General features: G+C 73.3%; 13 protein-coding genes. 8 read left to right on the forward strand and 5 right to left on the reverse strand.

The genetic code is table 11. The features are described from left to right. Positions 1 to 10: 10 nt before the first annotated feature. Positions 11 to 1555 (reverse strand): type VII secretion protein EccB, encoded by a 1545-nt coding sequence (gene eccB / locus ACWCQM_RS00085; RefSeq protein WP_450913141.1) that lies wholly within the window; start codon positions 1553 to 1555, stop codon positions 11 to 13. Between the two features lie 224 nt (positions 1556 to 1779). Between eccB and eccE the strand changes: the two genes are divergently transcribed. From eccE to ACWCQM_RS00125, 8 genes are all read left to right on the forward strand, one after another. After that, on the forward strand, positions 1780 to 3129 hold the full coding sequence (eccE, locus tag ACWCQM_RS00090; RefSeq protein ID WP_450913621.1) for a type VII secretion protein EccE: 1350 nt from the start codon (positions 1780 to 1782) through the stop codon (positions 3127 to 3129). Beyond that, positions 3129 to 3851, forward strand: a complete 723-nt coding sequence (locus tag ACWCQM_RS00095; RefSeq protein WP_450913142.1) for a hypothetical protein — start codon at positions 3129 to 3131, stop codon at positions 3849 to 3851. The genes eccE and ACWCQM_RS00095 overlap by 1 nt, the downstream gene beginning before the upstream one ends. A 348-nt stretch (positions 3852 to 4199) precedes the next feature. Beyond that, positions 4200 to 7106 (forward strand): SCO5717 family growth-regulating ATPase, encoded by a 2907-nt coding sequence (locus ACWCQM_RS00100; RefSeq protein ID WP_450913143.1) that lies wholly within the window; start codon positions 4200 to 4202, stop codon positions 7104 to 7106. Between the two features lie 197 nt (positions 7107 to 7303). Then, positions 7304 to 9178 carry an ABC transporter substrate-binding protein gene (locus ACWCQM_RS00105; protein ID WP_450913144.1) on the forward strand — a complete coding sequence of 625 codons (1875 nt, stop codon included), beginning with the start codon at positions 7304 to 7306 and terminating at the stop codon, positions 9176 to 9178. A 3-nt stretch (positions 9179 to 9181) separates the two neighbouring features. Further along, on the forward strand, positions 9182 to 10273 hold the full coding sequence (locus ACWCQM_RS00110) for an ABC transporter permease (RefSeq protein ID WP_450913145.1): 1092 nt from the start codon (positions 9182 to 9184) through the stop codon (positions 10271 to 10273). Next, entirely contained in the window at positions 10270 to 11190 is a 921-nt protein-coding gene (locus ACWCQM_RS00115) for an ABC transporter permease (protein ID WP_450913146.1), read from the forward strand. Before ACWCQM_RS00110 ends, ACWCQM_RS00115 begins: the two co-directional genes overlap by 4 nt. Continuing rightward, complete coding sequence (locus ACWCQM_RS00120) at positions 11187 to 12332, forward strand: ABC transporter ATP-binding protein (RefSeq protein WP_450913147.1); 1146 nt, start codon at positions 11187 to 11189, stop codon at positions 12330 to 12332. The genes ACWCQM_RS00115 and ACWCQM_RS00120 overlap by 4 nt, the downstream gene beginning before the upstream one ends. Then, positions 12329 to 13342: an oligopeptide/dipeptide ABC transporter ATP-binding protein gene (locus ACWCQM_RS00125; RefSeq protein WP_450913148.1), complete on the forward strand. Its 1014-nt coding sequence runs from the start codon at positions 12329 to 12331 to the stop codon at positions 13340 to 13342. Before ACWCQM_RS00120 ends, ACWCQM_RS00125 begins: the two co-directional genes overlap by 4 nt. Before the next feature lie 12 nt (positions 13343 to 13354). Here ACWCQM_RS00125 and ACWCQM_RS00130 read toward each other — a convergent pair whose 3' ends face one another. The 4 genes from ACWCQM_RS00130 to ACWCQM_RS00145 all read right to left on the reverse strand — a co-directional run bounded on the left by ACWCQM_RS00130 (position 13355) and on the right by ACWCQM_RS00145 (position 19719). Then, the gene (locus ACWCQM_RS00130) at positions 13355 to 13915 is read right to left on the reverse strand and encodes a dihydrofolate reductase family protein (RefSeq protein ID WP_450913149.1); all 561 of its coding nucleotides are present in this window, start codon (positions 13913 to 13915) and stop codon (positions 13355 to 13357) included. 73 nt (positions 13916 to 13988) lie between these two features. Next, positions 13989 to 15092 (reverse strand): XdhC family protein, encoded by a 1104-nt coding sequence (locus tag ACWCQM_RS00135; protein ID WP_450913150.1) that lies wholly within the window; start codon positions 15090 to 15092, stop codon positions 13989 to 13991. 69 nt (positions 15093 to 15161) lie between these two features. Next, positions 15162 to 16115: a bifunctional riboflavin kinase/FAD synthetase gene (locus ACWCQM_RS00140; RefSeq protein WP_450913151.1), complete on the reverse strand. Its 954-nt coding sequence runs from the start codon at positions 16113 to 16115 to the stop codon at positions 15162 to 15164. Positions 16116 to 16158: 43 nt separating this feature from the next. After that, positions 16159 to 19719 carry a trypsin-like peptidase domain-containing protein gene (locus tag ACWCQM_RS00145; RefSeq protein WP_450913152.1) on the reverse strand — a complete coding sequence of 1187 codons (3561 nt, stop codon included), beginning with the start codon at positions 19717 to 19719 and terminating at the stop codon, positions 16159 to 16161. Positions 19720 to 19823 lie beyond the last annotated feature (104 nt).

The following is a 19823-nucleotide window of genomic DNA, read 5'->3' on the forward strand; positions in this document are numbered from 1 at the left end:
GCCGGTGCGGCTACGAGCCCTGGGGCTGACGTGCGCTGTTGGTGTCGAGCCTGGGGCCCTTGGACAGGAATTCGGACCAGGCGATCGGCACCAGCGAGGGGGTGACCTTCTCGTAGCCCAGCCGGATCTGCGCCTGGCTGGCCTCGGGCCTGCCGTCCTGGGTCTGCTGGTCGCCGGTGCCGATGTCGGAGCGCTCGGCGTCGCTGTCGCCGTTCGCCTGGACCGCGTACCGCAGTCCCGTGTCGGTCACCAGGAAGAGTGAGCCGTCCGGCCTGGTCTGCTCGCCCCGGACCTGGGTGTAGAGCAGCCCGCTGCCGGGGGTGACATAGGTGCTGGTGCCCCCGGCGTTGATGGCGGCGGGGTAGGCGGTGCCCGCCCAGGTGCTCAGCGTCGTACGGCCCTTGTCGTCGACCTTGCGCAGCACGCTGCAGATGGTGTCCCGACTGCCGTCCCCGCCCGCCGAGTTGATCTGCTCGGCCTTGTGGGCCGGCCAGTGGGCGGCCTGGCCCTCGAAGGTCTGCGCGTCCGGCACGAAGTCCTGGAGCCCGACGGCGCGGGCCTCGCTGTCGAGGTTCAGGGGCGCGGTCTGCGGGGAGTTGATCAGCAGCCAGGCGGTGAATTCGGAGACCGGCTGGACCTTGCCGTCGAGGACGACGTAATGCGTCGTGCCCTCGCCGGTCCGGGTCCGCAGGACCATGCCGACCTTGTTCTCCTCGGCGGAGAGCTGGCCCTGGATGTGCGCGGGCGCGCCGACGGTGCCCGGGATCTGCGGGAAGACGAGCGGGCTGCCCTCGTGCAGGGTGGCGAGCCAGTCGTCGGTGACGGCCTGCGGCTGCCTGCTGCCGACGAGGGCGTTGGTCAGGTGGCCGTTGTCGGTCGCCTTCTCGTCGATGCGGTATTTGGTACCGCTCGCGTCGACGAGGTAGCGGACCTGGTCCTGGCCCTGGACGTAGAGCACCTGCCCGCCGTCGAGCCGGCCGGCGCCCTCGGTCAGCGCGACGTCCCGCTCCGCGAAGACGAAGGCCGCCTTCTGCACGGTGTTGCCCTTGCCGCCGGGCTGTTCGCAGACCGCCCACCGCTTGGCGGTGCCCGCGTCCTTGGCCTCGGGCAGCCGGTCGGGGGCGTACGGGATGCCGAGGATCGGTCCGCGCGGGGGCTTGCCCGCGTCCAGGATGTCGTCCCCGACCTGGATGACGTCGAACTGCTGCGGGGTGAGAAGCAGCCGGGCGGACGCGAGGTTGAGCACGGGGTGGAGCAGGGTCTTCTTCTGCTTGCCCTCGCCGGTCTCCAGGACGACGTAGCGGGTGGTGGACTTCTTGCCGACGATCACCTTGGTGCCGGGCTTGTCCCAGTCCTTGGGCGCGGTGGGCTTGAACATCCCCCAGGCGCCGAATCCGGCCACGATGAGCGCGCCGACGATCAGGCTCGGGACGACGGCGCGCAGCGGGCGCGGGGCCCCCTCCTCGGTACCCGTGGGCGAGGGTTGGAGGAATGCGGCCACCGTGCGCTTCTTCGCAAAGGTGTACGCGTTGAGCTCGTCCCGCCGTGATGCCATGAGTGTGTCTGTCTCCCGTGTCTCCCCGCGCGGCCCAGGAGCGTACGCATCCCCGTCCCCCGTGCCGGACCCGGTACCGGACGCTGGTGCCGGACCGGCCCCTACTATGCCTGCTGATCCCGTGTGCCGGTGGGGCGGGTAGGGTGATCCAGCCGCCGAAGCCCCGGCGGGAGCGGGGCGGTCGGGTTGAGTTGGGGCCTTATGAACGGGGGAATGCCGGAATGATGGCTTCCGCGACGCGGACACGTCCGGCCGGGAACACACAGCCCTCCGGGAGCCCCGGAACGGGCCGCCCCGGGGCTTCCCGCCGCGGTTCCCGTACGTCTCCGAGCGGCCCCCAGGGCCCCGGTGGCGCCACGGCTCCGCGACTGAACGGACGTGCCGGACAGATCGGTTCGTTCCGATTGCAACAACTCGTACTGATCGAAATCGCGGCGGCACTGCTCCTGACGGCCTGGGTGATCGAGCCGCTGCTGCTCATGCCCGCCGGTGTCGTCGCGGCGGCGCTGGTGCTGCTCGCCGTGGTCCGCCGCCACCGCCGCTCACTGCCGGAGTGGCTGGGCACCGTCCTCGCGCTGCGCACCCGTACGCGCCGGGCGGCCACGCTGACGGTCCCGGTCGGCACGGAGCCCGGGCTGGCGCCCGCCGTGGAGTGCGAACCCGCCCTGCGCACCTACTCCTTCAGCGACCGCGACCGGCGCCCGGTCGGGCTGATCGGCGACGGTACGTATCTCTCCGCCGTCGTCCAGGTCGAGTCGGACGCCACGGCTCTGCGGCCGGACCGTTCGGCACGGCCGCTGCCTCTGGCCCTCGTGCGGGAGGTGCTGGAGGTCGACGGCATCCGGCTGGAGTCGGCGCAGATCGTGCAGCACACGCAGCCGGCTCCCGCCCCGCACCTTCCGCCGCAGTCGGTGGCCGCGCGCAACTACGGACCGCTGCAGGCGCAGACGGGTTCGCCGGCGCTGCGGATCACCTGGATCGCTCTGAAGCTGGACCCGGAGCTCTGCCCGGAGGCCGTGGAGGCGCGTGGCGGCGGGATCACCGGTGCGCAGAAGTGCGCGGTGCGCGCGGCCGACCAGCTGGCGAGCCGGCTGACGGGTGCCGGGTTCCGGGCGACAGTGCTGACGGAGCAGGAACTGACCTCGGCCATCGCGACGTCGGCGTGCGTCAGCCCGCTGGCCATGGCGCAGGCCAGCCGGTCGGAGACGCCGGGCCGCCGCACGGAGGAGACCTCGCGCACCTGGCGGTGCGACGACCGGTGGCACACCAGCTACTGGGTGAGCCGCTGGCCGCACCTCGGCGGGGGCGGAGCCTCCATGCCGCAGCTGATCGCGCTGCTCACGTCGATCCCGGCGCTGGCCACGACCTTCAGCCTGACCCTGGGCCACGGCGACCGCTCGGCGGTCTCGGTCACGGGCCATGTCCGTATCACCGGGCGCAGCGACGAGGAGCTCCTCGCGGCCCGTCATGAACTGGAGCGCACCGCACGGGGTGTGAAGGCCTCGCTGGTCCGGCTGGACCGCGAGCAGCTGCCCGGTGTGCTCGCCACGCTGCCGCTCGGGGGTACCCGCTGATGTCCGCCACCACGAGCGCCCGGTCCCGGCTGGGCTTCGGTCTGATCGGCCCGCGCCGCGGCCGGCACACGGTGTCCTTCGACGAACTGGCCTCGCTGGCCGTGCCCGTCGGGGACGACGGCACGGTGATCGGGGTGGACGCGGAGGGCCGTCCGGCGGTGCTGGGCATCAACCGGCCGACCCCGTACGAGATCACGCTGATCGGCGGGCTGTGGACCGCGCAGGTGCTGGCGCTGCGGGCGGCGGCGACGGGCGCGCGGATCGCGGTGGAGACCGGACGCGCGCAGGCCTGGACGGCTCTCGCGCAGGCGGCGGGCGGCGGCCAGCCGTGCATCTCGCTGCACGATGTGGGGCGGGTGCCGCCGCAGGGCGCGTCGGCCGGCTCCCCGGTGGTCGTGATCCGGGACTGCGGGATGCGCCCGCCGCGCGGGCGGGTGGTGGCCGGCCCCTGGCAGTCCGTGGTCACCCTGCTGCCCTATCTGAGCCCGGTGGCACCCCGGCTGATGGAGAAGTCCGCGCTCGTCGGTGTGCAGCGGGTGTCTCCCGACGAGGCCGCGCAGATCGGCCGGATCATGAATCTGCCGGCCGGTGAGACCCATGCGCTGTCCACCCTGGCCGACGGGGTCACCCTCTGGTGCACGGACCGGGACCGGCAGTTCGTGATGACCCAGGCGACGGACGCCGAGTCCGGCCTGCTGGGCAGCGCGCGCCGGATGGATTGAGCGGGCCGCACGGCGCGGGGCGGGTCCGCGCACGGGCCGGGCACGGGGATCGGTGTGGGGAACGGCCCGCTCCCTGTGGATAGATGTACGTTTTCGGCCACTTCGACCCGCCCCTGCCTTCACACTTGGTTCACTTGTGGCGGGACGTGACCTACTGGACAGTTCTTCCCCTGCGATACGGCCTGCCGTTGTGCGCCCCATGGCGATTAGGGTGGGCAGGGGCGCGGCAGAGGAACCTGCGGGCAGGCACTGCGCGTCGCAAGGGGGAGAGCCGGGCGGATCGGACAACGGGAACGGTCGCCCCCACCCACCACGGCACAAGGGTGCTCGACCACACCAGGAGGCAAAGTGAACGGCGATCGGGACGAGATCCGCGGGGGATGGAACACACCCGTCGACGAGTCGTCCGACGCGGATCCCGCCGAGATGACGGGTGAGTTCACCATCGACTACACCCCTCCCGCCTGGTACACCCAGAACGCGTCGGGGGACTCGTCGGGCGGGGCCGGGACGCACCTGGCACCTCCTCCGCCGCCGCACGGGGCGCCGCTGTCCGTGCCGGGGCTGCCGGCTCCCGGCGGATTCGACGGCGGCTGGCCGCCGGCCACGCCGTCCGGTACGGCGCCGTCGAGTGCCGTGCCGGCCTCGTCGCCCGAGCAGTCCGCGCCGTCGGCGTCCTCGTCCTCCGAGCCCGTGTCGGCGTCCTCGTCATCACCCTCGTCCTCTTCCGACGAGCCGGCCGGCGCGTCGGGCCCGTTCGGCGGCGGCGATGTGGAGAGCGGCGCGACGATGCGCTTCTCCCCCGCCGCGCTGAAGCGGGAGATCGCCGAGCGTGAGGCGGCGGCCGACGCCGAGGCCGCGGTGTCCTCGTCGGCCGGCGCGGCCGTGCCCTCGCCCGAGGCGGCTCCGTCCGACGACGCGGCCCCGGCCGGCCCGTCGGCGCCCGTGGGCGAGAAGGCGGACCAGGACTCCGAGGAGAGCCCGGAGGAGAGCGAGACCGCCCCGGACGCGGACGCGGCACGGGACTCCGTGCGGGCCGAGGACGACGAGGCCCCGGACGCGGACGGCGAACCCGGGGACGAGTCCGCCGACGCCCCGGCGGACCAGGCTCCCCAGGACACCCCGCCGGCCGGCGCACCCGCCGCCGACGCGCTCCCGGCCACCGCCGCACCGCAGGACGCCGCACCGCAGGACGCGGCACCCCAGGACGCCGCGCCGTCGAACGTTCCGGCCCCGTGGTCCCCTGCGCCCCCCGCACCCGGCGCGCTTCCGCCGCTTCCGCCCGCGTTCCAGCCGGCCGCACCGCAGCCGGGTGTGCCGCAACCGGGTGTGCCGCAACCCGCGGCCCAGTGGCCCGCGCAGACGCCCCCACCCGCGCAGACACCGCCTCCGCCCGCGGGGCCCGAGGCGCCCGCGCCGCAGGGCGGCTACGGCTTCCCGCAGCCCCCCGCGCCCGCGCACCCCGCACTCCCCGCGCAGCAGGCTCCCCAGCAGCCCGCACCGCCCAACACCCCGCCGCCGCAGGGCGGTTACGGCTTCCCGCAGGCGCCGCAGCAGCAGCCGTTCCCCGCCCAGGGCGCGCCCCAGCTGCCGCCCGCCGCGCAGCCTCAGAGCGGTTACGGCTTCCCCGCCCCGCAGGCTCCCCAGCCGCCGCAGTTCCCGGCGCAGGGCGCCCCGCTCCCGGCGCAGGGCGCCCCGCTCCCGCCGCAGGTCCCCCAGCAGCCCGTCCAGGGCACGCCGAACCTGCCCGCCCCGCAGCAGCAGCCGCACCAGCCCGAGGCGTACCAGCCGCAGCCGCCCGTCGACCCGCGTACCGGCGCCGCCTGGCCGACCCCGGTCACGCACGACCAGCGCGAGCGCTCCGTGCCGGGCGCTCCGCTCGGTTACACGGCCGCCGTGGAGCTCTCGTCGGACCGGCTGGTCCGGGGCAAGCAGAAGGCCAAGAGCAGCCGCACCCCCTCCGGCGCCTCCCGCTTCAAGCTGGGCGGCAAGAAGGAGGAGCTGGAGCGCCAGCGCAAGCTGGACCTGATCCGCACCCCGGTGCTGTCCTGCTACCGGATCGCGGTCATCAGCCTCAAGGGCGGTGTCGGCAAGACCACGACGACCACCGCGCTGGGCGCCACCCTGGCCACCGAGCGGCAGGACAAGATCCTCGCCATCGACGCCAACCCGGACGCCGGTACGCTCGGCCGCCGCGTGCGCCGCGAGACCGGGGCCACCATCCGCGACCTGGTCCAGGCGATCCCGTACCTCAACTCGTACATGGACATCCGCCGCTTCACCTCGCAGGCGCCCTCCGGTCTGGAGATCATCGCCAACGACGTCGACCCGGCCGTCTCCACGACCTTCAACGACGAGGACTACCGCCGGGCGATCGACGTCCTGGGCAAGCAGTACCCGATCATCCTCACCGACTCGGGCACCGGCCTGCTCTACAGCGCGATGCGTGGTGTGCTGGACCTCGCCGACCAGCTGATCATCATCTCCACGCCGTCCGTCGACGGCGCCTCCAGCGCGTCCACCACGCTGGACTGGCTGTCGGCGCACGGCTACGCCGACCTGGTGCAGCGGTCCCTGACCGTCATCTCCGGTGTCCGCGAGACCGGCAAGATGATCAAGGTCGACGACATCGTGCAGCACTTCGAGACGCGCTGCCGGGGCGTCGTCGTCGTACCGTTCGACGAGCATCTGTCGGCGGGCGCCGAGGTCGACCTCGACATGATGCGCCCGAAGACCCGCGAGGCCTACTTCAACCTCTCGGCGCTCGTCGCCGAGGACTTCGCGCGGGCCCAGCAGCAGCAGGGCCTGTGGACGTCGGACGGCAGCAGCCAGCCGCCGCAGTACGCGCCGCCGATGCCGGGCGCGCAGACGCCCGGTCAGCAGGTGCCCGGCCAGGGGCAGTACGCGCCGCAGCAGCCGCAGCCCGGACAGCCCTATCCCCCGCAGCAGCCCTACCCGGGCCAGCCGCCGTACGGGGGACAGCAGCCCTACCCCGGGCAGCAGCCGCCCCAGCAGCCCGCGTCACCCCAGCAGCCCTATCCGCCGTACCCCGGTCAGGGCGCGCAGGACAACAGCTGGCAGCAGTCTCCGCCCCCGCAGGCGCAGCCCGGCGCGCACCCGGCCGGACCGCCCCACGCGCCCGCGCACCACGATGGCCAGGCACATCAGCCCGGACAGCTCGAACTGCAAGGCCCCGTTCCGCCGGCGGGCTGGCAGCAGCACCCTCCGCAGCCGCCTTCGGCGCCTCAGCAGTAAGGCAGTAGAGGTCTAAACCAATGAGGGCCCGCACCGTCCACACGGTGCGGGCCCTCATCGCATTCCCGCAGACCACACGCGGTTTCGCCGACCGTTGACGCGACTCGACCGCCGCTGATAAACCTTCGCTTCACCAGCTGGCGAACCAGAGATCTGCCCGCCTTCACCGTGCGAGTCATGACGCGAGGTCCACGTCCATGGTCACAAGATTCCCTCCACGCTCCTCCCGCCCCCACGGCCGCCTGCGTATCCTTCTCGCCTCCGGAGCCGCCGCCCTGGCGCTGGCCGCCGGATCGGTCGTCCCCGGAAATCCGCTCGCCCCCGCCCCACAGGAAGCGCAGGCCGCCGACGGGAAGTCGACCCTGACGGTCGCGGTATCGCAGAGCGTCGACTCCCTGAGCCCGTTCCTCGCGCAGCGGCTGCTCTCCACGAGCATCCACCGGCTGATGTACGACTACCTCACCAACTACGACGCCAAGGACAGCCGCACGATCCCGGGCCTCGCCACCGAGTGGGAGGCCTCCCCGGACAAGTTGACGTGGACGTACACCATCCGGGACGACTCGAAGTGGACGGACGGTGAGAAGGCCACCGCCGAGGACGCGGCGTGGACCTTCAACAAGATGATGACCGACGAGGGTGCCGCCACCTCGAACGGCAGCTTCGTCGCCAACTTCAAGAAGGTGACCGCTCCCAGCCCGGACAAGCTGGTCGTAGAGCTGAAGCAGCCTCAGGCCACGATGACGGCGCTGGACGTGCCCATCGTTCCCAAGCACGTCTGGGAGAAGGTCGGCGACTTCTCGAAGTTCAACAACGACACGAAGTTCCCGATCGTCGGCAACGGGCCCTTCATCCTGACGGACTTCAAGGTCGACAGCTATGTGAAGCTCAAGGCCAACAAGGACTTCTGGCGGGGCGCGCCCAAGTTCGACGAGCTCGTCTTCCGGTACTACAAGGACCAGGACGCGGCCGTCGCCGCCCTCCGAAAGGGTGAAGTTTCCTTCGTCGCCGGCAGCCCGAGCCTGACGCCCGCTCAGGCCGCGTCGCTGAAGAGCGCCGAGAACATCAAGGTGAACGACGCGCCCGGCCGGCGCTTCTACGCGCTGGCCACCAACCCGGGCGCGCGGACCAAGGACGGCCAGAAGTTCGGCGACGGCCACGCGGCGCTGCTGGACCAGAAGGTCCGTCAGGCCCTCTTCATGGCCGTGGACCGCACGACCATCATCGACAAGGTCTTCCAGGGTTACGCCATAGAGGGTGAGGGTTACATCCCGCCGCGCTACGGCTCGTACTTCTGGAAGCCGTCGGCCGAGCAGAAGCTGGCGTACGACCCGGCCGCTGCCGGCGCCCTCCTCGACGAGGCCGGGTACAAGAAGAACAGCGACGGCAAGCGGGCCGGCAAGGACGGCAAGCCGCTCGACTTCCGCATCCTGTGCCATGCCACGGACCCGAACGACAAGGCGATCGGCAAGTACCTCCAGGAGTGGTGGGGCGATCTGGGCATCGGCCTGAAGGTCGACTGCCGCGACAACGTCTCCGACCCCTGGTACTCGGGTGAGTACGACCTCGCCTTCGACGGCTGGTCCGTCAACCCCGACCCCGACTTCGTCATGTCGATCCACACCTGCGCCGCTCTGCCGTCCAAGGCGAAGGAGACCGCGCAGACCGACAACTTCATCTGCGACAAGCAGTACGACGAGCTCTACGCGAAGCAGCTGGCGGAGTACGACCCCGCCAAACGGGCCGATCTCGTGAAGCAGATGGAGTCGCGGCTGTACGACACGGGGTACATGAACGTCATGGCGTACCCGAATGCCGTCGAGGCCTACCGCACGGACCAGATCAAGTCGATCACGACCATGCCGTCGGACGGGGGCAACATCTTCGGTCAGGACGGTTACTGGAGCTGGTGGTCGGCCGTCCCGGCCGCCGGTGCGTCGGACGGTTCGTCCGGCGACAGCGGCAGCTCCACCGGTGTCCTCGTCGGTGTCGGTATCGCCGTAGTCGTCCTCGCCGGTGGCGGGCTGCTGTTCGCCATGCGTCGTCGTTCCACCGCGGAAGACCGTGAATAGTCCATGAGCACAGAAAGCACTCCCGCGCTCCTGAAGGGCGCGGCGGGCGTGGACGCTGTCCAGACCGACGGCCCGGCTCCGGCCGGGCCGTCGGCCCGCAGTCCACGCGCCCGCAGCACGACCGCGTACCTCCGCTATGCGGCGGGCAAGCTGGCCGGTGCGGCCGTCTCGCTGTTCGCCGTGCTCGTCACCAGCTTCTTCCTGTTCCGGCTGATCCCCGGCGACCCGGTCAAGCACATGACCGGCGGCCGGCAGGTGTCGACCGAACAGATCGCCGCGATGCGCAAGGAATTCGGCCTGGACCTGCCGCTCTGGCAGCAGTTCACCGACTACTGCGGCAAGGCCCTGACCGGCGACTTCGGTACGTCGTACCAGTTCCGCGCGCCCGTCATGGACAAGATCTCCGAGGCGCTGCCCGCGACGCTGCTGCTCACCGGCACCGCCTTCGTCATCTACACCGTCATCGGCATCTGGCTGGGCGCCAGGTCCGCCTGGCGCAACGGCTCGGCGGGCGACCGCTTCCACACGGCCTTCGCCCTGACGCTGTACTCGGTGCCGTCGTTCTGGCTCGGCCTGCTGCTGATCATCACCCTGTCGGTGGGCATCGGGCCCGTCCCGGGGCTGTTCCCGACCGGCGGGATGGAGTCCGGTGACTCCAGCGGCTTCGGCTACGTCCTCGACGTGGCCCACCACCTGGTCCTGCCGGTCGTCACCCTCGTCGCCGTCGAGTACGCGCGCACCCTTCTGGTGATGCGCTCCTCGCTGCTCGACGAGATGGGCAGCGACTATCTGACGACGGCCCGTGCGAAGGGGCTGCGCGACGACCTCGTACGCCGCCGGCACGCCGTCCCCAACGCGATGCTGCCGACCGTGACGCTGCTCTTCGTCAACCTGGGCAACACGGTGGCGGGCGCCATCCTGGTGGAGACGGTGTTCTCCTGGCCGGGCCTCGGCGGGCTCTTCTACCAGGCGCTGAGCGTGCCCGATCTGCCGCTGGTGCAGGCGCTCTTCTTCATCTTCGCCGCCGCGGTGATCCTGATGAACACGCTCGCCGACGTGATCTATCCGCTCCTCGATCCCCGGGTGGGCCGATGACAGCAACGACCGACGCCGCGCCGGCCCTGAGCCCGCGCGCGATCACCTGGGCCCGTCGCCGCCAGGCGGCGGCCCGCTTCTGGCGGCAGTACCGCGCCCACAGGTCCGGCCTGGCGGGCCTCGCCGTGCTCGCGCTGATCGCCCTGATCGCGCTGGCCGCCCCGGTGCTGGTGGGCGCGGACTCCCAGAGCGTCACCGAGGCGCCGGGCAGTGCGCTGGAGGCGCCGAGCGCCGAGTTCCCGCTCGGCACGGACCAGTTCGGCCGCAGCCTGCTCGCGCTGCTGGTGTGGGGGGCGCGGGTCTCGCTGACGGTGGGCCTGCTCGCCGCGTTCCTGTCGGTGGCCATCGGGACCCTGGTGGGCATCACGGCCGGCCACTTCAAGGGCTGGTACGGCAATGTCGTCATGCGGATCACCGACTGGTTCCTGGTGATGCCGACGCTGGTGCTCGCCATCGCGCTGGCGACCGTGCTCTCGCGGTCCCTCTGGACGACGGTCCTCGCCATCGGGGTGACGACCTGGCCGACGACCGCGCGTCTGGTGCGCGCCCAGACGCTGTCCGTGGAGTCCCGTCCGTACATCGAGCGCTCCCAGGCGCTCGGGGGCGGGCACGGCCACATCATGTCCCGTCACGTCCTGCCCAATGTGATGCCGCTGGTGCTCGCGCAGACCACGCTGGTGATCTCCACCGCCATCCTCACCGAGGCGACCCTCGCCTTCCTCGGGCTCGGCGATCCCACGATCGTCTCCTGGGGCGGACTGCTCCAGGACGCCCGTGAGGCCGGGGCGGTCAGCTCCGGCAACTGGTGGTACCTCGCTCCGCCCGGACTCGCCATCGCGGTGGTCGCGCTCGCGTTCACGCTGTGCGGCCGCACGATCGAGTCCGTGCTCAACCCCAAGCTGGGGGTGTCCCGTTGACCGCGGTGAAGACCGAGACCGTACCGAAGCCGGAGACCGGGCAGCCCCTGCTCGACGTCCGGGACCTGCACATCACCTACGGCTCGGGGGACTCGGCCGTCCCCGCCGTGCGGGGTGTGGACCTACGGGTCGAGGCGGGCCAGAAGCTCGGTATCGCCGGGGAGTCCGGCTGCGGGAAGTCGACGCTGGCGCTGGCGCTGCTGCGGCTGCTGCCCGCGTCCGCGACGCTGAGCGGCGAGATCCTGCTGGACGGCGAGGACGTCCTGACCATGAAGTGGGGGCGGCTGCGCGCGGTGCGCTGGGCGGGGGCGTCGATCGTCTTCCAGGGCGCCATGCACTCGCTGAACGCCGTGCACCGCATCGGGGACCAGATCGCCGAACCGATCGTGCTGCACGGCAGGGCTGCCCCGGCGGCGGCGAGGAAGCGCGCCGGTGAGCTGCTGGAGCAGGTGGGGCTTCCGGCCGCCCGCGCGGACGCCTATCCGCACGAGCTGTCGGGCGGTCAGCGCCAGCGCGTGATGATCGCCATGGCGCTGGCCTGCGACCCCCGGCTGATCATCGCCGACGAACCCACCACGGCGCTGGACGTGATGATCCAGGCGCAGATCCTGCGGCTGATCGAGAAGCTCGTCGCCGACCAGGACCTCGGCCTGATCATGATCAGCCACGACCTCGCGGTGCTCTCCGACACCTGCGACCGGCTGTCGGTGATGTACGCGGGCCGGGTCGTCGAGGAGGGCCCGGCCAAGCAGGTGTACGAGAACGCCAGGCACCCCTACGGCAGGGCCCTGTCGGCCGCCTTCCCGCGGATCGGCGACCTCTCCTCCCGGCACGCGCCGCGCGGTCTGCCGGGCGACCCGCCCGACCCGTCGGCGCTGCCCTCCGGCTGTACGTTCCACCCGCGCTGCTCCGTGGCGCTGAACAGCTGCGCGACCGAGGACCAGGAGCTGCGGGCCGCGGGCCCCGGCCGGCGGGCGGCCTGTGTGCTGGTGGGGCCCGGCTCCACGGGCGGCACGGGAGCGGCGCACGGCGGTACGGCGGACGCTCGCGGCGGCACGGAACAGGCTCTCGGCTTCGCCGGGGAAGCGGATGGCGGCGGGGAAGAGCTCGACGGCACGGCGGAAGCAAGGAGCACCTCATGACGACCACTCCCCCGGCCCCCCTGCTCAGTGCCCAGGCGCTGAAGGTCGCCTTCCCCGGCCGGCGCGGGGCGGCGACCGCGCGGGCGGTCGACGGGGTGGACCTCGACATCCGCCCCGGCGAGATCGTCGCCCTGGTCGGGGAGTCCGGCTGCGGCAAGACCACGCTGGCCAGGTCCCTGCTGGGCCTGGTGCCCCCCACCGAGGGGCGGGTCACCTTCGGAGGCGAGCCCCTCGACTACGCGGGCCGGGCGCTCAAGGCGTACCGCAAGCGGGTGCAGCTGGTCCTCCAGGACCCCAGCGGCTCCCTGAACCCCCGTCACACGGTCTACGACGCGGTGGCGGAGGGCCTGCGCATCCACGGGTACGCGGGCGACGAGCGGGCCGCCGTGTCCGGGGCGCTGGCGCGGGCGGGGCTACGGCCTCCGGAGCGGTTCTTCCTGCGCTATCCGCACGAGCTGTCCGGCGGCCAGCGCCAGCGTGTGGTGATCGCGGGCGCGCTGGTCCTGGAGCCGGAGCTCATCGTCGCGGACGAGCCCGTGGCCTCGCTGGACGCGTCCGTGCGGGGCGAGATCCTGGCGCTGCTGCTGCGGCTGCGCGACGAGCTGGGCCTGTCGGCGCTGGTGGTCACGCACGACCTGGGGCTGGCCTGGAACATCGCGGACCGGGTGGCGGTGATGTATCTCGGCCGGATCGTGGAGACGGGCGACGTGGAGCAGATCCTCACGGCTCCCCGGCATCCGTACACCCGGGCGCTGCTGTCCGTGCTGCCCGAGGCGGACGGCGAGCCGGTGATCCTGACGGGCGAAGCGCCGGACCCCTCGAAGGTCCCGTCCGGCTGCCGCTTCCACGCCCGCTGCCAGGTCCTCGCCTCGGGCGAGGCGGAGCGCGCGGGGGTGGCGGAGTCCTGCCGCACGGTGGATCTGCCGCTGCTGAACGGCGGCGGGGACGCCCAGGTGGCGTGCCACTGGGCGGCGGCGTGCGGTGAGAGCGTCGAGTTGCCGGCGAGCTGAGGCCGGTGCTCCTCAGCGGGTCCGGTAGCGGGCGTAGATCAGCCCACTCGCGGCGAAGGCGCGCTCCTCGACGAGTTCGAGGTCGAGGCGCACGCCGTCGGGGAAGAACCGTTTCCCGCCGCCGACCACGCTCGTGGTGATGAACAGGTGGTACTCGTCGACCAGGCCTGCCGCGATGGCCTGGGCGGCGAGGTTCGGGCCGTCGACGGTGAGGTCGGCGTCCGCCTCGGCCTTGAGCCGGCGGACCGCGTCCGGATCGAAGGTCCGCTCGATCCTGGTCCGCGCGCTGGACACCGAGTCGAGCGTCGTGGAGTACACGACCTTCTCGGCGGCCTGCCAGTCGCGGGCGTACTGCAGGATGTGCGGCGGCCGGCCGGGCTCGGTGTGCGCGGTCTCCCAGTAGACCATCGTCTCGTACATCCGCCGGCCGTAGAGGTAGGTGCCGACGGGGCGGAAGAGGTCGTTGACGAAGGTGTGCACCTCCGGGTCCTCGGCCCCGGTGCCGAGGCCTCCCTCCGCCGCCTCGGCATAGCCGTCGAGCGAGGTGATCATGGAGTAGATGAGCTTGGCCACGGCGTCTCCTTCAGCGGCGGGCGGGTCGGTCTGCGGATGTTCTTGGTGAAACGACCTCCGGACCGGCCGGAACTCATCGGTCCCGGTGGATCGCGCCGGTCAGATCGCCGAGCGGGCGGCCCGTGCCGCCCCAGCGGTGCTGGATGATCTCGGCGGCGATGGACACCGCCGTCTCCTCCGGTGTGCGGGCTCCGAGGTCGAGGCCCACCGGGGAGGCCAGCCGGGCCAGCGCCGCGTCGTCCACCCCGGCCTCCCGCAGCCGGGCCGTCCGGTCGGCGTGGGTGCGCCGGCTGCCCATCACGCCGATGTACGCCGCCGGGGTGCGCAGCGCTGCGGCCAGCAGGGGTACGTCGAACTTCGGGTCGTGCGTCAGGACGCACACGACCGTGCGCGCGTCCACCTCGGTCGACTCCAGATAGGTGTGCGGCCAGGCGCAGACCACCTCGTCGGCCGTCGGGAAGCGCTCCCGGGTCGCGAAGGCGGGCCGGGCGTCGCAGACCGTCACCCGGTAGCCGAGGAAGGACCCGATCCGCGCGGTGGCCGCCGCGTGGTCGATGGCGCCGAAGACCAGCATGCGGGGCGCGGGGGCGTACGTCTGGACGAAGACGGTGACGTCCTGCATGCGGCGCTCGCCGTGCGGGCCGTAGCCGATGCTGCCCGTGACCCCCTGGGCGAGCAGCCCGCGCGCGTCGTCGGTGACGGCGGCGTCGAGCCCCTCGTCGCCGAGCGAACCGCTGACCCGGTCGGCCAGGACCACCCGCCCGGCGCCCGTCGGAGCGGCTCCGGACACCGTGGTGGCGAGCGCGACGGGCTTCCCGGCGCCGATGGCGGCGACGAGGTCCCGCAGGAGTGCCCGGTCGGCCGGGGCGGTGTACGGCCGCACCAGGACGTCGATCGTGCCGCCGCAGGTCAGTCCCGCTCCGAAGGCCTCGTCGTCACTGATGCCGTAGGTGCGCAGCCGCGCGAGGCCCGTGCCGATCGCCTCGGTGGCGACCTCGTACACATCGCTCTCCACGCATCCGCCGGAGACGCTGCCCGCCACCTGCCCGGTGGCGGTCACCGCCATCACGGCCCCCGGTGCGCGCGGCGCGCTGCCCCGCACCGCGACGACGGTGGCGAGGGCGAAGGGGGTACCGGCCGCGTCCCAGTCGCGCAGTTCCGACAGCAGTTCACGCACGCGTCCTCCCGGCTCGACGGGTCCTACCCCCGACGATGCCCCGGTGCCGGCGTGCGCACCACAGGAGGGTCAGCGCCGTTCGTACGCCGCGACGAGCTCGCTGGACCGCTTCACATCGGCGGCCATCGCCACGAGCAGGTCGTCGATCGAGTCGAACTTCAGCATGCCGCGCACATAGGCGAGGAAGTCCACGGCGACGTGCAGCCCGTACAGATCGAGGCCGACGCGGTCGATCGCGTACGCCTCGACGGTCCGCTCCGTGCCGTCGAACTGGGGGTTCGTGCCGACGGAGATCGCGGCGGGCATCGCCTCGCCGTCCACGGTCAGCCAGCCGGCGTAGACGCCGTCCGCGGGGATCGCGGTGTGCGGCAGGGTCTCCACATTCGCCGTGGGGAAGCCGAGGTCCCGCCCGCGCTGCGCACCGCGCACCACGATGCCCTCGACGCGGTGCGGGCGGCCGAGGATCTCCGCGGCCCCCCGGACGTCACCCTCGGCGATCAGCCGGCGGGTGAGGGTGGAGGAGAACGGCTCGCCGCCGCCCGCCTCACCGCTGACGTAGAGGTCGATGACCTCGACCTCGTAGTCGTACGTCGGACCGAGCTCGGCGAGGAACGTGACGTTGCCCGCCGCCCGGTGTCCGAAGCGGAAGTTGGGGCCCTCGATGACCAGCCGCGCGTGCAGCTTGTCGACGAGGACCTTCACGATGAAGTCGGCGGGCGAGAGCTGCGAGAACGCGGCGGTGAACGGCAGGATCAGCACCGCGTCCACGCCCAGCTCCGCCATCAGCTCGGCGCGCCGCTGGTGCGGGGCGAGCAGCGGGGGGTGCGTGCCGGGGCGCACGACCTCGCTGGGGTGCGGGTCGAAGGTGACGACGACGGAGGGAACGCCGAGCTCACGTGCCCGTTCGACGGCCCGGCCGATGATCAGCTGGTGTCCGCGGTGCACGCCGTCGTAGGAGCCGATGGTGACGACGCTGCGTCCCCAGCCCTCGGGGATGTCCTCCAAGCCACGCCAGCACTGCACTGTGACCGCTCCTCGCCCGAACCTGTGTACGTGTGTATGTCCATTACGCAGGTCTAAGACTGCCATGCTCACGTCCCGCGGCCTGCATCGGCACCGGCATCGCAGGTCGCGGCACGCCCAGGGCCTCGACCGTCCGCCGGGCACCGGGCCCGACGACGGCGGCCCATTCCTGCGGGGCCTCGGCCAGCCACCGGGTGACGAGGGCGGCGAATCCGGGGATCTCCCGGGCGATTTCCACCAGGGCGCGGTCGAAACGTCCGGCGCCCTCGGGTGTGCGGACGAGCAGCATCCCGGTGCGGTGCACCAGAGCCCTGGTGCGGGCCTCGGGGCGGCGCCCGGACCCGGCCGCGGCGGCCCGCAGCAGGGCTTCGAGGACCTCGGGGTCCCGCCCGGTGTCCTGCTCGAACTCCAGCAGGACCTCCAGCAGCTCGGCCCGCAGCGGCCTCGACGCGGGACTGCCCGGCGCGGCCAGCACCCGGGCCAGCGCCGCGCGCACCGGCGGCGGGGCCGGGCGGTCCCGCAGCAGCCCGGTCATCAGGGGCAGCAGCAGGGCACGGGCGGCGGGGCTGTGCTCCAGCCTGCGTTCCACGTAGGCGGCGGTCCGGGCACCGCCCCCGTCGCCGGGACGGCTGTCGATGTACTGGCGTACGAGGCCGGGGGCGTGCAGCGCCAGCGCGGGGGTGCCGAGCCCCGCCAGCTCGCGCAGTACGTCGTCGGCGGCCTCCCCCGGCAGCGACAGACGGGCGCGCAGCGCGGCCAGCACGGGCTCGGGATGCTCGGGGAACACGTCGGTCAGCAGGGACAGCGGCAGCCGGGGGTCCCCGGCGGCGAAGGCGCGCAGGGCCTGCGGCAGATAGCGGCCCCCGGTCCCGGGATCGCGTACGAGGACGGTGAGCGCCTGCGCGTGGAGGGCGCTGTCGTCCGGGCGGGCCAGCAGCGTGAGCGCCGCGCCCCGCAGCAGGGCCCGGTCGGCGTCGGCGAGGGCGCGGCCGTCGGTGAGCGTGGCGTGGGCGGCTGCCGCGGCCCGGCGCGCGGGGCGCTCCTCGTCGCGGGCCCACCGGTCGACGGCCCGGCAGAACGCGGCCGGCTCGTCCTCGGCGAGGGCGGCGAGCAGCTCGACGGCGCGGGGGTGGGAGGTGTCGACGAGCGCCTCGGTGAGGTCGTCGAGGGCCAGGTCGCGGCGGGCGTACAGCAGGGCCTGGGCGGCGGCGGCCACGGTGAGCCGCCCCGGCGCGCCCTCCTGGGCGGGCAGGGGGCTCTCGTCGGCGAACCAGCGGCAGAGCAGCGGCTGCACGGTCCTGGGCCGGGCGGCGAGACGCCGGGACACGGCGTCCAGATAGCGTTCGCCGCCGGCAGGGCGCGGGGCCGCGTCGGCGGGCAGGAGCCTGCGCAGGAGGTCGATCCGGTCGTCCTCGGGCAGCCGGACGCGGCGCCAGAACCAGGGGCCGAACTCACCGTAGGGACCGAGTGCCTCAGGGCCGCGGGCGGACAGGGACCGCCGGGTGATCCGCCCGGTGAGCACCCGCAGGACGCCGAGGCACGGCCGGGCGTCGGGCACCCTGAGCAGGCTCTCCCGCAGCAGGTGGGCCGCCCACCACGCGGCGTCGGAGTGCCGGGTTCCGGTGCCCGTGCCCGCGGAGAGCCGGTCCATCGCCTCGATGAGGTCGGCCATCCGGTGGGCCAGCGCGGCGGACCCCTGCCGCCGCTCCAGCAGCAGCATGGCCTGGATCACCGGGCCGATGCGATGGCGGGGTACGGGGAGGTTGCGGGGTTCCCCGGTGAACTCCTCCGGTGCGGCTTCCCCGGCCTCCTGCCGCGCCCCCTCGCCGTGCCAGCGGTGGACCAGGGAGTGCAGCGCGGCGTCCAGGTCCAGATGGGCTCCCTGGACCCAGTCGCCCAGCTCCTCGTGGGCGAAGCGGTATCCCGCGCCTGCCGGCACCAGGAGCCCTTCGGTGAGGACTGCCGAGGCCCATCCCGTGCGCCAGGGGAAGATCTCCTCGAAGGCCGCCCGGTCCAGCTCGCCCTGGCCGGGGCCGAGGCAGCGCCTGGCCGCCTCGTGGACCTGGCCCGCCACCTTCGCCGCCAGTCTGCGGACCGCCGTGCCCCGGAGCCGGGGCTCGGCCTGCGCTCCGATCCGGACGGCGATGCGGACGCAGCTGAGGTCCAGGTGTGCGGCGAAGACCTCCTCGGTGCCGGGCCTGCCGGGCACGTCGGGGGGCAGTGCCTCGCGCACCTCGGCGAGCAGGCGCAGGGTGAGGGGGTGCCGGTCGTGGCCGGGCGCGAGGGTGCCGGGCGGGATGCCGTAGCGCTCCCTGGCCCGTTCGGCCTGGTCGGCGGTGAGGTCGCCGAGCCGGACGGCGGGCGGCAGCCCTCCGGCGGGCCGCTCCGGGGTGTGGAGGGCGTCCGGGGGGTAGAGCGCGCCCGCGGTCTCCCAGTGCTCGGGGCGGCAGGCGACGACCATCCGCACGCCGTGGGCCCGGAGCCATCCGGCGCTCGCCCTGGTCCAGCCGGCGAGCCGGTGGGCCAGCAGGGGCGGCATTTCCTCGGGGCCGTCCACGACGACGAGCAGTGGGCTCCCGGACTCCGAGGCGAGGGCGGCCACCCGCTCGGGGGTCGCGGACGCCATGTCGCCCCGGGCCCCGGCGGCGGTGAGAATGCGCCCGGAGCGTTGCAGGGCCCGGTCCATCGCGTCGGTGACCGAGGTGTCGTCGGCCAGCAGATCGGCTCCGCGCAGCCAGAGCGTGAGCGCGGGGACGGGCCCGCGGGCCCTGCGGGCGGCCAGGGCGGCCAGCTCGGTGGTCCGGCCGGTCCCCGGAGTGCCGACCAGGCCGAGCACGGGCCCGGTGCCGGTCTCGAAGGCGGTGAACTCCGCGCTGACGCGGGGGCGTTCGACGGCCTCCGTGGGGCAGGGGCGGCCGTCGGCGTGGCCGAGCGAGGTGGCGGTCAGCTGGAGCGCGCCCGCGAGGTTGAGGTCACAGCCGTATCCGGGGACGCCGCTCGCGTTGCGCCGGAGCACCTCCGCCAGCGGCCCCGGGACGTCCTCGCCGGACAGCGGGACCGCGAGCCCCGCGGCCTCGTGTCCGGCGCGCAGGGCGGTGGAGAGCACGCCCAGGACGGCTCCGGTGCGCGGGTCGGTGACGGGCCCTCCGACGGCTGCCCCGCCGGACCGCAGCGCGTCGCGCCCGTCCGTGCCCATGGCGAGCTCCAGCGCCTCGGGGACCTCGTGGTCGCGTCCGCCCTCGCTGTAGACCGCGGGGGTCGCCCCGAGCACCCGTGCCTCGCGCCAGCCGTGGGCGGCGATCCGCACATAGGTGCCGGTCCCGACCTCTTCGCGCACGGCGATGGGGAGCGGCTCCACACCGAGGGCCTCGGGGCCGCCGGTGCGCAGCAGGGCGAGGCCGAGGGCGGGCAGGGCGGTGATGTCGCCGTGGCCGACGGTGCAGCTGCGGCCGTCGGGGGCGTGCAGGGTCAGAGGGACGGAGCGTGCGACGGCCTGATGGCTGGTGACGACCGTGCCCCGGTCGTCCGCGACGAATCCGGTCCCCCGCGGCCGGCCAGCCTGATCACAGATTCTCACCAGTTTCGACCGGTCCCCGCTGCCCATGCTCCGACGGTAGATCCCGGGTGATCGCGACGCGAAGTCGAGGGGGCGAAAGCGCCCCCCTCACACCCCCCGGTCACTCCGAGCGCCCGTCCATTGGGGTGAAT

The organism is Streptomyces sp. NPDC002125 (assembly GCF_053593715.1).